At 65.4% G+C, this 13,190-nt stretch carries 19 protein-coding genes and 1 other RNA gene; 8 read left to right on the top strand and 12 right to left on the bottom strand.

Features of this window, described 5'->3' with window-relative positions; all coding sequences use genetic code 11:
* The first annotated feature begins 8 nt into the window (after positions 1-8).
* Positions 9-194 carry a hypothetical protein gene (locus CHRYSEO8AT_RS15505; protein ID WP_159851447.1) on the top strand — a complete coding sequence of 62 codons (186 nt, stop codon included), beginning with the start codon at positions 9-11 and terminating at the stop codon, positions 192-194.
* Here CHRYSEO8AT_RS15505 and CHRYSEO8AT_RS15500 read toward each other — a convergent pair.
* Genes CHRYSEO8AT_RS15500 through CHRYSEO8AT_RS15490 form a run of 3 tightly spaced genes read right to left on the bottom strand, consistent with a single transcriptional unit; the run spans position 175 to position 1,547 of the window.
* A complete protein-coding gene (locus tag CHRYSEO8AT_RS15500; protein ID WP_159851446.1) occupies positions 175-894 on the bottom strand; it encodes an SIMPL domain-containing protein in 720 nt (239 codons plus the stop codon). The two genes, CHRYSEO8AT_RS15505 and CHRYSEO8AT_RS15500, sit on opposite strands and share 20 nt — an antisense overlap.
* A 24-nt stretch (positions 895-918) precedes the next feature.
* The gene (locus CHRYSEO8AT_RS15495) at positions 919-1,143 is read right to left on the bottom strand and encodes a ribbon-helix-helix domain-containing protein (RefSeq protein ID WP_159851445.1); all 225 of its coding nucleotides are present in this window, start codon (positions 1,141-1,143) and stop codon (positions 919-921) included.
* Entirely contained in the window at positions 1,140-1,547 is a 408-nt protein-coding gene (locus CHRYSEO8AT_RS15490; RefSeq protein ID WP_159851444.1) for a YbaY family lipoprotein, read from the bottom strand. Before CHRYSEO8AT_RS15490 ends, CHRYSEO8AT_RS15495 begins: the two co-directional genes overlap by 4 nt.
* 106 nt (positions 1,548-1,653) lie before the next feature.
* Here CHRYSEO8AT_RS15490 and CHRYSEO8AT_RS15485 point away from each other — a divergent pair, with 106 nt between their 5' ends.
* Positions 1,654-2,538 (top strand): DMT family transporter, encoded by an 885-nt coding sequence (locus CHRYSEO8AT_RS15485; RefSeq protein WP_159851443.1) that lies wholly within the window; start codon positions 1,654-1,656, stop codon positions 2,536-2,538.
* A gap of 4 nt (positions 2,539-2,542) precedes the next feature.
* Here CHRYSEO8AT_RS15485 and CHRYSEO8AT_RS15480 read toward each other — a convergent pair whose 3' ends face one another.
* Both CHRYSEO8AT_RS15480 and CHRYSEO8AT_RS15475 read right to left on the bottom strand, forming a co-directional pair.
* The gene (locus CHRYSEO8AT_RS15480) at positions 2,543-2,731 is read right to left on the bottom strand and encodes a DUF4169 family protein (RefSeq protein WP_159851442.1); all 189 of its coding nucleotides are present in this window, start codon (positions 2,729-2,731) and stop codon (positions 2,543-2,545) included.
* Positions 2,732-2,733: 2 nt separating this feature from the next.
* Entirely contained in the window at positions 2,734-3,993 is a 1,260-nt protein-coding gene (locus CHRYSEO8AT_RS15475; protein WP_159851441.1) for a patatin-like phospholipase family protein, read from the bottom strand.
* Between the two features lie 151 nt (positions 3,994-4,144).
* Here CHRYSEO8AT_RS15475 and CHRYSEO8AT_RS15470 point away from each other — a divergent pair, with 151 nt between their 5' ends.
* Together CHRYSEO8AT_RS15470 and CHRYSEO8AT_RS15465 are read left to right on the top strand one after the other, a co-directional pair.
* Positions 4,145-4,384, top strand: a complete 240-nt coding sequence (locus tag CHRYSEO8AT_RS15470) for a DUF2171 domain-containing protein (RefSeq protein WP_159851440.1) — start codon at positions 4,145-4,147, stop codon at positions 4,382-4,384.
* Positions 4,385-4,485: 101 nt separating this feature from the next.
* Entirely contained in the window at positions 4,486-4,872 is a 387-nt protein-coding gene (locus CHRYSEO8AT_RS15465) for a YccF domain-containing protein (protein ID WP_159851439.1), read from the top strand.
* 4 nt (positions 4,873-4,876) lie between these two features.
* Here the strand turns inward: CHRYSEO8AT_RS15465 and CHRYSEO8AT_RS15460 are convergent, their stop codons facing one another.
* Both CHRYSEO8AT_RS15460 and fumC read right to left on the bottom strand, forming a co-directional pair.
* On the bottom strand, positions 4,877-5,635 hold the full coding sequence (locus tag CHRYSEO8AT_RS15460; RefSeq protein WP_159851438.1) for an AAA family ATPase: 759 nt from the start codon (positions 5,633-5,635) through the stop codon (positions 4,877-4,879).
* Between the two features lie 4 nt (positions 5,636-5,639).
* Entirely contained in the window at positions 5,640-7,031 is a 1,392-nt protein-coding gene (fumC, locus tag CHRYSEO8AT_RS15455; protein ID WP_159851437.1) for a class II fumarate hydratase, read from the bottom strand.
* Positions 7,032-7,138: 107 nt separating this feature from the next.
* Between fumC and CHRYSEO8AT_RS15450 the strand changes: the two genes are divergently transcribed.
* A complete protein-coding gene (locus CHRYSEO8AT_RS15450; RefSeq protein WP_159851436.1) occupies positions 7,139-7,498 on the top strand; it encodes a RusA family crossover junction endodeoxyribonuclease in 360 nt (119 codons plus the stop codon).
* Between the two features lie 6 nt (positions 7,499-7,504).
* Here CHRYSEO8AT_RS15450 and CHRYSEO8AT_RS15445 read toward each other — a convergent pair whose 3' ends face one another.
* From CHRYSEO8AT_RS15445 to miaA, 3 genes are all read right to left on the bottom strand, one after another.
* Positions 7,505-7,978, bottom strand: a complete 474-nt coding sequence (locus CHRYSEO8AT_RS15445) for an SspB family protein (RefSeq protein WP_159851435.1) — start codon at positions 7,976-7,978, stop codon at positions 7,505-7,507.
* Between the two features lie 105 nt (positions 7,979-8,083).
* Positions 8,084-8,451, bottom strand: a transfer-messenger RNA (tmRNA) gene (gene ssrA / locus CHRYSEO8AT_RS15440).
* 10 nt (positions 8,452-8,461) lie between these two features.
* Positions 8,462-9,334: a tRNA (adenosine(37)-N6)-dimethylallyltransferase MiaA gene (gene miaA, locus CHRYSEO8AT_RS15435; RefSeq protein ID WP_255451495.1), complete on the bottom strand. Its 873-nt coding sequence runs from the start codon at positions 9,332-9,334 to the stop codon at positions 8,462-8,464.
* A 74-nt stretch (positions 9,335-9,408) separates the two neighbouring features.
* Here miaA and CHRYSEO8AT_RS15430 point away from each other — a divergent pair, with 74 nt between their 5' ends.
* The gene (locus CHRYSEO8AT_RS15430) at positions 9,409-10,476 is read left to right on the top strand and encodes an Mrp/NBP35 family ATP-binding protein (protein WP_159851433.1); all 1,068 of its coding nucleotides are present in this window, start codon (positions 9,409-9,411) and stop codon (positions 10,474-10,476) included.
* Positions 10,477-10,554: 78 nt separating this feature from the next.
* Complete coding sequence (locus tag CHRYSEO8AT_RS15425) at positions 10,555-11,652, top strand: NADH:flavin oxidoreductase (RefSeq protein ID WP_159851432.1); 1,098 nt, start codon at positions 10,555-10,557, stop codon at positions 11,650-11,652.
* Between the two features lie 35 nt (positions 11,653-11,687).
* Here the strand turns inward: CHRYSEO8AT_RS15425 and CHRYSEO8AT_RS15420 are convergent, their stop codons facing one another.
* Positions 11,688-12,008, bottom strand: a complete 321-nt coding sequence (locus tag CHRYSEO8AT_RS15420; protein ID WP_159851431.1) for a YbjQ family protein — start codon at positions 12,006-12,008, stop codon at positions 11,688-11,690.
* Positions 12,009-12,017: 9 nt separating this feature from the next.
* Entirely contained in the window at positions 12,018-12,545 is a 528-nt protein-coding gene (locus CHRYSEO8AT_RS15415) for a dihydrofolate reductase (RefSeq protein WP_159851430.1), read from the bottom strand.
* Between the two features lie 57 nt (positions 12,546-12,602).
* On the opposite strand from CHRYSEO8AT_RS15415, the gene CHRYSEO8AT_RS15410 reads away from it, so the two are divergent.
* Entirely contained in the window at positions 12,603-13,190 is a 588-nt protein-coding gene (locus CHRYSEO8AT_RS15410; protein ID WP_159851429.1) for a hypothetical protein, read from the top strand.

Here is a 13,190-nt window from a genome sequence, read left to right as displayed (position 1 = left end):
TGGGCCGCATGCCGCAGGGCAAGAGGGCGGGGTGGCTGGCCTTCATCCTGGGCATGGCCGGGATGTTTTTGATCATGGCGGTGTGGGTCGCATTGGTCGAAGTGGGCGAAGACCCGCACGCCGAAGTCGAGTTCATCGGACGATCGCAACCCGCCGATGAGCCGTCTGGCGAGACTACTTCAGACTATAGGTGATGGTCGTCACCACCCGGACCTTCTTGTCGATGGAGGCGGCTTCGTCGCCGCCAGAGCCATCACGCGGCAGAATTTCGAAAGAGCCCTGTGTGGCCTGACGGATCGGCCCCAATGGCGTGCCGCTGTCCTTGGCGAACTGCTCCGCGCCGGTGCGAGCCGCCGCGGTACCCTCCGCGATCATCTGCGGGCGCACGTCGTTCAGCTTGGTGAAGATGTAGGATGGTCCCTGGAAGTCCTGAAGCACCACGTCCTGTCGCACCAGATCGTTCAATGACCGCGTCGTGGACTGGACCCGCGCCACGTCGTTGGTCCGCACGATCACCGTCTGGGCCAGGATGAAGCGCGGGCCGCCGTTCTGTGCGGCGTATTCGCGCGATCGCGTATCGGCGACCTCCAGCCGGCCCAGTTCGATGGCTTGGGCCGGATAGCCTTGGGCCGTCAGGAAACGCCGGACCAAGGCCAGATCGCCGTCGATCTTGGTCTGCACTTCTGACAGGACATCGCCCGAGGCGGTGAAGCGCAGCGGTAGCACGGCGAGGTCGGCCTTCACATTGCGCTCTGACAGGCCGCGCACCGTCACCGTGCGGTCGCCTGCACGCGCATGGATGACGCCCTGACCGATCAGAGCGCCGGCGCCGATGAAGCCTAGGGCCAAAAGGGCTCCTACGACGGCGGCGGGGATCAGACGATTGTCGGTCATGACGCGGTCTCCATTCGGCTGACGCTATGCCTGTCGTCCATGATCCGCCACCCAGTCCAGGGCCAGCAGGCGGCAGGCGGAGGCGAGGGGGCGGCGACCGCGATTGGCGTCGATCTCGGCCATAAGCTGGGCCTTGCTGAGGTCGCGCGTGGTGGCGATCCGGTCCAGCACGGCCCAGAACTCGGGTTCCAGCGCGACCGAGGTCGCATGACCCGCCAGGGCGACCGAGCGTTTGCTCAGACTGCTCAACGCGCGGACTTCAACACGATCTCGGCCGAGGCCGGCGCGCCATTGGTCAGGATCGCGTGGCGGGTGTCGGTGACGAACACCAGGGCGCCGGCCGCGTCGCGGATTTCGGCGCGCGCGGCATAGGTGTGGCGCGGATCGATCTGCGAGGTTGGGAAGCCCAGGGTGACGCGATAGGGCGGGGCGCCGGTCAGCGGCTCGCTGGCCTCGGCCAGCACCTGGGCCGGGGCGTCGGCCAGGCTGACATCCTCGACCTTGACCGTCAGGACATGGCCGGGCGGCAGCATGATGCGCTCGCGATAGCTGGCGGTGACGTTCACGACGGTCGTTCCCGTCGTCATTTCCGGCGCGGTCGCGCAGGCGGCCAAAATCAGGGCGGCGGGCAGGATCAGCGGGGCGTTTCGCATGACGATCTCCTTTGTCGTCCTCAGTGTGTCACACTCCGGCGCAAGACGTGAGCGGCGCCGGTGTCGTTGTGATGATAAGCGGGCAGTCCGCCGCCGGAGATCGAGCTTGAGCCGCCCTTTCACGATCGCCGCCATCGCCATCTGCGCCCTGATCTGGGGCACCACCTGGTATGCGATCACCCTGCAACTGGGGCCAGTCGATTCCATCGTTTCCATCGTCTGGCGGTTCGGTCTGGCCTCGGCGGTGCTGTTCGCCTTCTGCGCCGTCACGCGACGGCCGCTGCGCCTGACCCGCGCCCAGCACCTGGCCGCGATAGGGCAGGGCGCCTTTGTCTTCGCAGTCAGCTATGGGTTCGTCTATGCGGCGGAGGGGCAGGTCGCCTCGGCCGTGGTCGCGGTGATCTTCGCCGCCCTGGCCTTCGTGAACCTGATCCTGTTCCGGCTGATGGGCGGACAGAAGGCGGCGCCTGCTGCATGGATCGGGGCGGCCCTCGGCGTCATGGGTGTGGGCGTGCTGTCGTACGGTCAGATCACGGCGGCCGGCGCAGGCCTCAATCCGGGGCTGGGCGTGATCTTCGCCTTGACGGCCGTCCTGGCGTCGGCGTTCGGCAACTGGTTCGCCTGGAAGGGCCAGCAGGCGGGCGCGCCGGTGATGGCTGCGACCTCCTGGGCCATGGCCTATGGAACGGCCATGTTGGCGCTGTATGGTTTCGCGACCGGCGTGACGTGGCGGATAGAGCAGACGCCGCACTATGTGATGTCGCTGCTCTATCTGTCGCTGTTCGGGTCGGTCATCGCGTTCGGCCTGTATTTCACCATCGCCCGTCAGCGTGGCTATGCCCTAGCCAGCTATATGTCGGCGCTGACGCCGCCCATCGCCATGCTGGTGTCGGTGATCTTCGAGGGCGCACGGTTCGGCTGGAGCGCCCTGATCGGACTGGCACTGGTGCTGGCGGGGCAGGTGATGCTGATCCGCGCCCCCAAGACCTGAGCCGTCAATCGTCTGATTTTGGGTCCAGCTTCTGACCGTCCAGCAGCTTGTCTGCCCGATGACGTTCCAGAGCGGTCAGCGCCTTGTCGGCCTTGGTGCGACCGTGAACCACGCGATTGGCGGCGGCCTGCGCCCTGTCTTCGGCCTTGACCCGCGTCTTTCGCGCCCGGTTCAGATTGACGATCTCGCCCATGATTATTCCCTGGGCGTATCGGCGGGGGGCGTGTCGGCAGCCGGCTTTGTCGAGGGTTCGGGCGTCAGGACCGCCGGCACCTGGGAGTCCGAGATGGTCGTCTGGGGGATGAAGGGCTGGTCCGCCGGCCGCTCGCCCAGCCGGGTCCAGGCGTCTGGGCCAAATCCGCGCTGGCGACCCAGTTCGAACATGGCCGTCATGGTCTCCTGGTCGAACTTGAGGCTGGAGGCGGCGACATTGTCGGGAATGGCCGACAGGGCCATGTCCAAACCATTGCGCCGCGCGAAGGCCGCCGTCACCGCCAGATGGATGCGCAGCGACGACTTGCTCATGCTGTCATAGGTCCGCGCCAGGATGCCGGACAGGCGGCCGGGCGTGACGCCATCGTTGCGACCGACCTGACCGTTGACGATCACATAGAGGGCGCCGACACGGCCTTCGTCCTTGGGCCGGGTCCACAGCATCAGGTCTTCCGGTATGGCCAGGAAGGGCGTGTTGACCCCGCCATCGACGTGCATTTCCAGCACGACCTTGTCGTCGTCCTGAAGGCCCGCGATCAGCACGGGCGGGAAGACGCCCGGAATGCTGGCTGAGGCGACCAGCACCTCCTTGAACAGTTCGCGGGCGTTCTCGTCGCCCTGGGTCGCCAGCAGGCCCATATCCCAGATGACGGTCTGTTCGCTGTCCAGATCCGTGGTGGCGACCAGCAGGCGACGGCCCTTGGCGTGCTCGCGCGCGACGGCCTGCATCAGCTCGGGCGTGACGTTCTCGTCCACCAGATTGCGGAGCGCCTGCGACGAGAACAGGCTGGGGTTCAGGAAGGCGGCGAAACTGCGCCAGCTCAGCAGATTGTTCGCTCCGCCGCTGGTGTAGGCGTGCTGAAGCTCGTCATCCCATTCCGAGCCCAGGAAGGCGAAGGGGGCGGCGAGGGCGCCGGTGCTGACGCCCGTGACGACATCGAACACAGGCCGGTCGCCCTGTTGGGTCCAACCGACCAGCAGCCCGGCCCCATACGCCCCGTTGGCCCCACCGCCGGAAAGGGCCAGGATCGAGGTCGGATGATCGGGCCGCAACCGTTCGCCGATTTCACGGGTGAAGGCCTGCAGTCGCGCGGTGTCGCTGGCGCGGATGCGCGGGTCCTCGGCCTTGACCAGCGTGCCGTTGGTGATCCTGAGCGGGCCGGTCGGCCGATCCAGGGTGCCGCACGCGGTCAACGCCAAGGCCATGACGATGCCGAACAGGCCCGATCCGATCCGCCGCATGCGCTTGTTTCCAACCCTGTCTGGAGACGTGCTCTCTACCGCGTCGGGGCGGCGCCTGTCACCACATCACAGAACAAGCGTCGCCGTTTGAAACCCGGCCTAACGCCGCGTGTTCTCCTCGGCAGGACAAACCCAACTGTTGGAGACAGACATGGTCGACGTTTCGCTCATCAAGGAACACCTCGAAGTCGTAGGCTCGGACGGCGGTCATGTGGGGCGTGTCGATCACGTCCTGGGCGACCAGATCGAGCTGGCCAAGCTGGACTTCGCCGGCGGCTTCAAGCACCACCTGATCCCGGTCAGCTGGGTCGAAAAGGTCGATGACAAGCACGTTCATCTGAACCTGACCCAGGACGACGCCAAGGCGCGCTGGTCGGAAAAGCCGCACTGATCACGGCGACTTAACGCGAATTCACCTAAGGCCCCGCTGCATAAGCGGGGCCTTATCGCTATCTAGAAGGCGTCGCATGAGGCGGCGCTGGAGCTTCGACCTTGATCCGCCTGATCCTCAATATCCTCTGGCTCATCTTCGGCGGCTGGATTTCCGGCCTGCTGTGGCTGTTTGGCGGCGCGATCCTGGCGCTGACCGTCGTCGGCCTGCCGTGGACGTTCGCGGCGTGGCGTATGGCCAGCTATTCGTTCTGGCCGTTTGGCCGCGAGGTCGTGTGGCAAGAGGCGCATCCGGTGGCGGGCTGCCTTGGTGTCGTGCTGAACATTGTCTGGTTCGTCGTCGCCGGCTGGTACATTGCACTGACGCATCTGATCATCGCGGTGGCGGAGTTCGTCTCCATCATCGGCATTCCCTTCGCCTTGAAGGACCTAGAACTGGCCAAGCTGGCGCTGGCTCCGGTCGGCCGCACGATCCGCGACAAGGCCTGAAGGGTCAGTCGAGGTCCAGCAGGATGTCCAGCATCATCTCGCGCCGCGTCAGGAAGTTGCGCGTGACCTGATAATGGTCGGTGTCTTCGTACTCGACGCGTTCAAGCCCATGCTCCGACGCCTGATAGATCCAGGCGTTGGGATAGCCGAGCAGGATGGGGGAGTGGGTGGCGATGATCAGTTGCGAGCGAGCGTTCACTAGCTCGTGGATCTTGGTCAGGAAGGACAACTGCCGCGTCGGCGACAGTGCGGCCTCCGGTTCGTCCAGGATATAGAGGCCGTCACCGCCGAACCGGTTGTCGAACAGAGCAAAGAAGCTCTCGCCATGCGACTGTTCATGCAGGGATTTGCCACCATAGGACGCCTTGATCGGAGGCCCAAGGCCTGGCTCCGCGTCCAGACGCTCAATCTCTGAAGCGAGGTTGAAGTAGCTCTCCGCGCGCAGGAAGAAGCCGTCATGAACCCTCACCGGCGCTCTTACAGGTCGCACGTATCGATGCAGGGGCGAATGCGCCTGGTGAGTCGAGAAGTTGAAATTTTTGGTCCCACCCTCTGCATTGAAGCCCCATGCCACAGCCAGAGCTTCGATAAGCGTGGATTTTCCTGACCCGTTCTCCCCCACCAAAAAAGTGACGTTGGGATGGAAGGTCAACCGGTCCAGGTGCCGTACAGCAGGCAGATTGAAGGGATAGGCCTCAGCGTCCCAGCCGTCTCGGCGCTCGAAGATGGCTTCGATCCAGTAGGGACGCTCCAGCGCGGTCATGATGTCAGCCCGGCGAGATCATCTTCTCGGGCCGCACCGCCTCGTCGAACTCGGCGTCGGTTAGATAGCCGCCGCCGACGGCCTCTTCGCGCAGGGTGGTGCCGTTCTTGTGCGCGGTCTTAGCGATCTTGGCGCAGATGTCATAGCCCAGCTTGCCGTTCAGGGCCGTCACCAGCATCAGCGAGTTGTTCAAGCCGCGCGCGATATTGTCCTCACGCGCCTCGATGCCGACGACGCAGTTGTCGGTGAAGCTGATGGCCGCATCGGCGACCAGGCGCACCGACTGCAGGAAGTTGTAGGCCATCACGGGGTTGTAGACGTTCAGCTCGAAATGCCCCTGCGAGCCGGCGAAGGTGATGGCGGCGTTGTTGCCGAACACCTGGACGCAGACCTGGGTCAGGGCCTCGCACTGGGTCGGATTGACCTTGCCGGGCATGATCGACGAGCCCGGCTCGTTTTCCGGCAGGGCCAGTTCGCCCAGGCCCGAACGCGGGCCGGAGCCGAGGAAGCGGATGTCGTTGGCGATCTTGAACAGCGACGCGGCGACCGTGTTGATCGCGCCGTGGCTGAAGACCATGGCGTCATGCGCGGCCAGGGCTTCGAACTTGTTCGGCGCCGTGGTGAAGGGCAGGCCGGTGATCTCGGCGATCTGGGCCGCGACCTTTTCCGCGAATCCGACGGGGGCGTTCAGGCCGGTGCCGACAGCGGTGCCGCCCTGGGCCAGTTCCATCAGCTTGGGCAGGGTCTGTTCGATCCGCTCGATGCCGTTGGCGACCTGTTGCGCATAGCCGCCGAACTCCTGGCCCAAGGTCAGGGGCGTGGCGTCCTGGGTGTGGGTGCGGCCGATCTTGATGATGTGGGCCCAAGCCTTGGCCTTGGCGTCCAGGGCGACGTGCAGATGCTTCAGCGCCGGGATCAGGTCGTTGACCACCTGTTCCGCGCAGGCCACGTGCATGGCCGTCGGATAGGTGTCGTTCGACGACTGGCTCATGTTGACATGGTCGTTGGGGTGGACGGGCTTCTTGGATCCCATCTCGCCGCCCAGGATCTCGATGGCGCGGTTCGAGATCACCTCATTGGCGTTCATGTTCGACTGGGTGCCCGAACCCGTCTGCCAGACGACCAGCGGGAAGTGGTCGTTCAGCTTGCCTTCGATGACCTCATTGGCGGCCTTGACGATGGCGTCGGTCAGGGCCGGGTCCAGCTTGCCCAGGTCGCGATTGGTCTCTGCGGCGGCGCGCTTGACGATGCCCAGGGCGCGCACGATCGGCAGGGGCTGCTTCTCCCAGCCGATCTTGAAGTTGCCCAGCGATCGTTGCGCCTGGGCCCCCCAGTAGCGATCGGCGGCGACTTGGATGGGGCCGAAGGTGTCGGTCTCTGTGCGGACGTTGCTCATGCGCGGAATCTCGTCTCTCAGGCGTGGCGATGGGTTGCGCGGCGGTGTAGCACGGTCGTCATGCAGGGCAAGAAGAGCGCGGACATCCTTACACCGGCAGGCGTCGCATGACCGCCGGCTGGACCGGGACCGGCAAGGTCCGGGCGCGCGAAGATGGCGATGCGGTCGAGATCGTCATCGACGGCCTGACCACCCAGGCCAAATACTACAAGCCGCTGGTCTATGAGTTCATGCGCAAGGAATGGCGCGCCGCGCGGCCGTCATGGGGCGACCATGTCGTGGAAATACGCATGGAACATGTGGGCGAGCCGCCGTGGATGGATCTCGACAACCTGGCCAAGGCCCTGCTCGATTCCATCAAGGGCTATCTGTTCCACGACGACGCCCAGGTCGCGCGGTTGCTGGTTGAACGGCGCGAGGGCGAAAGAGAGCGGATCACAATCCGCTCCTATCCTCGCCGCGACTGACGCCGGCTATTTTTTGCGGAACTGATCCAGCGACACGACCTTGGGACCTTCCGACGACGGATCGGTGTCCTGCGGCGGGGTCGGCTCTTCCTCGATCTCTTCCAGAAGCTGCGGATCCTCGAACTGCAGCAGGAACTGCACGCTGGGATCATAGAATCGCGTGACCGCCGAATAGGGGATCACCAGGCTCTTGGGCATGCCGCCAAAACGCAGCTTGACCGAGAAACGCTCGGGCTCGACGCGCAGATCGTCGTACTGATGCTGCAGCACGACCGTCATCTCTTCGGGATATTTCGCCAGGATGTCGGGCGCGACGCTGACGCCGACGGCGCGGGTCTTGAAGGTGATGTAGAAGTGGTGCGCGCCGGGCAGACCTTCGGCCAGCACCCGTTCCAGCGCCGCGCGCAGGACGCCACGCAGCGCCTCGTGCGCCAGCCGCTCATACTGCATCTCATCGACCGGAGGGGCCTGGTCGCTCATCGTCACCTCGCAATAGAGCGCGACTGATAGACGTGCGGATGCGATGGCGAAAGATGCCTTGAGGGTTAAGCGAACCGATTTGTCGCCATACCGATGATTTGGAAAAGCGCCGGGATTCTGTTGCCAGGCTCCCGACAGGCCCCGCCCAAGGATCTGAACCCCTAGGACTTAAGATTCGAAATCACCCGAACCGCATTACGCGGCGAGAGCGACTTCTCCAGCGAAGTTATCGTTCGCAGTTAGAAAATGGCCCGATACGGTGGGCCAGGACGAGCGAAAGCAATCCTCTTTACACGTCCGTCGATGCTAGTCGGCCCCATGCTGCCTCCGCCGATAACGCGGGGAGAAAGTTGGTGGAGCCGCCGGGAATCGCACCCGGGTCCGGTCCGCTTATTACAAGCGCGTTTATCGCTATAGTCCGGCCGAAACCGGACAGAACCAATATAGGCGCTGCCCGGACGCATTCCAAGCGCCGCGTTGCGTTCAAACGCGGGTCCAGTCGGCCGTCTGGTTCCGAAACCACGTCAGTTGGCGTTTGGCATAGTTGCGGGTCGCCTGTTTCAGCGCTGCGACCGCATCGTCGCGGGTCAGTTCGCCGGACAGATGGGCGGCCAGTTCTCGAACGCCGACCGCCTTCATGGCGGGCAGGGCAGGGCTCAAGCCGCGCGCCAGCAGAGCCTGAACTTCGTCCAGAGCGCCCTGATCCATCATCCAGCCCACCCGCAGGTCGCAGTTTTCGTAAAGCCGCTGACGGTCGGGTTCGATGACTAGCCCTGTCCATGAGCCAGGCGGCAACAGCGGCAGGGTGTCGGCCTTCCACGCGCTCAGCGGCCGCCCGCTGGCGATGAAGACGCTCATGGCGCGAACCAGTCTCTGGCGGTCGCCTTGTTCGATAGCCTTGGCCGCGTCGGGATCGATCTGGCCCAGACGAGCGCGGAAAGCCGCCTCGCCCTGCGTCGCATAGTCGGTCTCGACCGTGTCGCGTACCGCGTTCGGCACGGCCGGAATGTCCGCCAAGCCTCGGGTCAGGCTCATGAAATAAAGGCCCGTGCCGCCGACCAGGATCGCCAGCCGTCCTCCTGCGCGAAGGTCGTCCAGCAGCGCCAAGACCGCGCGGCTCCAGCGTCCGACCGACCAGGCTTCCTCAGCGTCTGCGACGCCATACAGCCGATGATCGGCCAGGGCTTCGTCCTCGGCGGATGGGCGTGCGGTCAGGATGCGCAGGTCGGCGTAAAGCTGCTGGCTGTCAGTATTGATGATCACCGCCCCAGTTTCGCGCGCCATCTTCAGCGCGAGCGCCGATTTGCCCGAGGCGGTCGGGCCGGCGATCAGGGTGATTGAGGGCGGTTGGGACAAATCGTGGCTCGCGGGACGGGTTCGAGGGCGATAGAACGCGCGCATCATCGCCTGCAAGTCTTCTGGAGACCGCCTTGGTCGAACGCACCGCCGTCCTCGCCGCCCTGGACACCGTCATCGACCCGGTTTCCGGTCAGGGGCTGGTCGCCGCCGGTCTGGTTCAGGGGCTGGTGGTGGCCGACGACCGCGCGGGCTTCGCGCTTGAGGTCGATCGCAGCCAGGCCGCCGCCTATGCGCCCGTTCGGGACGCGGCGGAGGCGGCGCTGAAGGCCATTCCCGGCATGGCGCGCGTGTCTGTCATCCTGACCGCCGAGACCAAGCTCGCTGCTGCGCCGCGCACCGCAGGCCTGTCCAAGGCGGCGGTGGATCAGGGAAGGGCCAAGGCCCCGGTCCCGACCGATCGTCCGGCCCATGTCCGCCGTGTCTTGGCCGTCGCTAGCGGAAAAGGCGGGGTGGGCAAGTCCACCGTCGCCGTGAACCTGGCGGCGGCGCTTGCTGCGCGCGGCCTGTCTGTCGGCATCCTCGACGCGGATGTCTATGGGCCGTCCTTGCCGACCATGCTGGGGGTCAGCGGCCAGCCGGCCTATGAGGACGGGGCCATCGTCCCGCACGTCGCCCATGGTCTGAGGGCCATGTCGGTCGGTCTGCTGACCAAGATGGACGACGCCATGATCTGGCGCGGCCCGATGGCGTCCCAGGCCATCACACAGATGCTGACCCAGACCCGCTGGGGCAAGGCCGAGGCGCCGCTGGACGTGCTGGTGGTCGATCTGCCGCCGGGCACGGGCGACGTGCAACTGACGCTGATCCAGAAGACGCCCCTGGACGGAGCCGTTATCGTCTCGACGCCGCAAGAGGTTGCGCTGGCCGACGCCCGTCGGGCGCACACGCTGTTCCAGCGGGTCAACGTGCCGACGCTGGGCCTGATCGAGAACATGAGCGGGCCAGTCTTCGGTCAGGGCGGAGCAAAGGCCGAGGCTGAGCGTCTGGGTATCCCGTTCCTGGGCGATTTGCCGCTGGACGCCGCCCTGCGCGAGGGGGGAGACGCGGGTCGTCCGCCCGTCGTCGCCGATCCGTCAGGAGACATCGCCGAACGATTCGACGCCATCGCTGGTCGTATCGTGGCTGCTCTCGGCCTTTAGAAAATATCTGCGAGGGCGGGGTTTTCAAACGCAACCCTATTCGCCACCTTGGGTCTTACCGATATCCAAGGAAATCCGATGAGCGTCGACGCCCTGTTCAGCCCTTTCACCATCAAGGGGCTGACCCTGCCCAACCGCATCGTCATGGCGCCCATGACGCGGTCCTTCTCACCGAACGGCATCCCCACCTCAGACGTCGCCGCCTATTACCGCCGTCGCGCCGAGGGTGGCGTGGGTCTGATCGTCACCGAGGGGACGGTCGTCGAACGACCCGCGGCGCGTAATGATGCTGCGGTCCCGGTCTTCCACGGCGAGGCCCTGCCGGAATGGAAGTCCGTCGTGGACGAGGTTCATGCGGCCGGCGGCCTGATCGCGCCGCAAATCTGGCACGTGGGTTCGGCGCGGGGACGCGGCGACGACTGGACCCCGCTGGGCAAGGTGGACAGCCCTTCGGGCATGACCGCGCCGGGCAAGGCCAAGTTCGAGCCGATGACCGAAGAGGACGTCGCCGACACCATCGCCGCCTTCGGCCGCTCTGCCCGCGCCGCCCGTGAACTCGGCTTCGACGCCGTCGAGATCCACGGCGCCCACGGCTATCTGATCGATCAGTTCTTCTGGGGCGGCCTGAACGCCCGCGACGACCGCTGGGGCGGGCCGAGCATCGCCGAACGCGCCCGTTTCGGGGCAGAGGTCGTCAAGGCGGTGCGCGAGGGCGTCGGCGACGACATCCCCGTCATCCTGCGTCTGTCGCAGTGGAAGCTGCAGGATTACACCGCCCGCATCGCCGAAACGCCGGATCAGATGCTCGACTGGCTGACGCCGCTGTCGGACGCCGGCGTCGATGTCTTCCACTGTTCGCAGCGTCGCTTCTGGGAGCCGGAGTTCGAGGGATCGGACCTGAACTTCGCCGGCTGGACCAAGAAGTTGATGGGCAAACCGACGATCACCGTCGGGTCCGTGGGCCTGGACGGCGAGTTCATCGCGGCCTTTGGCGGCGAAGGCTCCAAGCCGGCCTCTCTGGACGGCCTGCTGCGTCGTCTGGAGAACGAGGAGTTCGATCTGGTCGCCGTGGGCCGCGCGCTTCTGGCCGACCCGCATTGGGTGGCCAAGGTGCGTGACGGCCGTGCGGACGAGTTGCAGAACTTCGAGCGCTCGGACCTGATGACCTTGTCCTGAGACGTGTGATCGAGCCGGCGCGGTCTCTTCGAAGATCAGGCCGGCTCGACGATCACGCCCGTGCCGTAGCACAGCACCTCGGTCACGCCCGGCATGATCTCGGTGGCGTCGTAGCGGACGGCCAGAATGGCGTTGGCGCCGTGCGCCTCGGCATGTTTGACCAGTTCGTCATAGGCTTCCTGACGCCCCGCCTCGGCCAGTTTCACATAGGCGCCGACCCGCCCGCCCAGCATCGACTGGACCCCGCCGATGGCGTCCGAAATGGCGTTGCGCGAGCGTACCGTGACACCGCGCACCAGGCCGATATGGCGGGTGACGCGAAAGCCGGGCAGGTCGTTGGTGGTGGTGACGTACATCTGTCTCTCCTAGCGACGTTCCAGCACGCGGAAGGTGAGGGCGTGATCGTCCTTCTCGCCTGCCGGGTGCGATTCCGAAGATACCTCGACCCAGGCCGTTTCGTCGAACGCAGGGAAGACGGCGTCGCCTTCGGGTGCGGCATCGACTTCAGTGATGTAGAGACGTCTGGCGCGGGGCAGGGCGGCCTCGAACAGGGCCGTGCCGCCGATGACGCAGATTTCGTCCACGCCGTCCTCTTCGGCCGTCTCGCGCCCGATTTCGATGGCTTCATCTAGCGTGGCGCAGACCAGGGCGCCCTTGGACATCCCTTCGGCTTCGTAGGATTCGTCGCGGGTCATGACCAGGTTCAACCGACCGGGCAACGGCTTCAGCGGCAGGCTCTCCCAGGTCTTGCGGCCCATCAGGCAAGGTTTGCCCACGGTGATGGCCTTGAACCTCTGCAGATCAGAGCGCAGCCGCCAGGGCAGGCCGCCGTCGCGGCCGATGACGCCGTTGCTTCCACGAGCGACGACCAGAGAAATGATGGGCTGGGGCAAGAACCTTGACCGTATCGATGCGTTGAGGTGGCCCATCCCATGAACGCGAGCCCTGTCATGAGCAAGTACATCCCCGCCATCGCCGTCGGTTTCCTGCTAGCCTTCGTCATCAGCGCGGGTCTGGCGTTCTTCTTTTCGTCCGTGGGTGCGGACGCCGGCTATCTGCCGATGATGGTCGGCGGCTTCGTGGGCGTGTTCACCGCTTATATCATGGCCAATCTGGCGGGGACCAAGCTGGGCAAGGCCGCGACGCCGGAGCAGAAGCAAGCCGTGCTGGATTTCCGGCCGCAGTTCCATGATCAGGCGCTGCTGATCGTTTATCGCGAAGGCTTCGTGGGCAAGGCCGCGGGCATGGACCTGTCGGTGGACGATCGGTTCGTGGCCCAACTGAAGAGCCCGCGCTTCACCGCCATTTCGGTCTCGCCGGGCGGCCACCAGCTGTCGATGGCGTTCGGCGGTCTGGCGGGCAAGCAGAACAAGCCGACGCTGGAGGGCTTCATCGCCGCGCCCGGCGACGTGATCGCCTTTCGCGCCACGATGCAGATGGGCATGATGAAGAACCGGATCGTGGTCGAGCGCATCCAGAGCGACGACGCCCTGGTCCAGCGCCTGAGGCCGATGATCATGATCGAGCCGGAGGCTTAG

This window comes from Brevundimonas sp. G8, from assembly GCF_902506205.1.
In the GTDB taxonomy this organism is placed as follows: domain Bacteria; phylum Pseudomonadota; class Alphaproteobacteria; order Caulobacterales; family Caulobacteraceae; genus Brevundimonas.
Note: the sequence above shows the minus strand (reverse complement) of the source record. Positions and strands in the feature narration are given on the sequence as shown.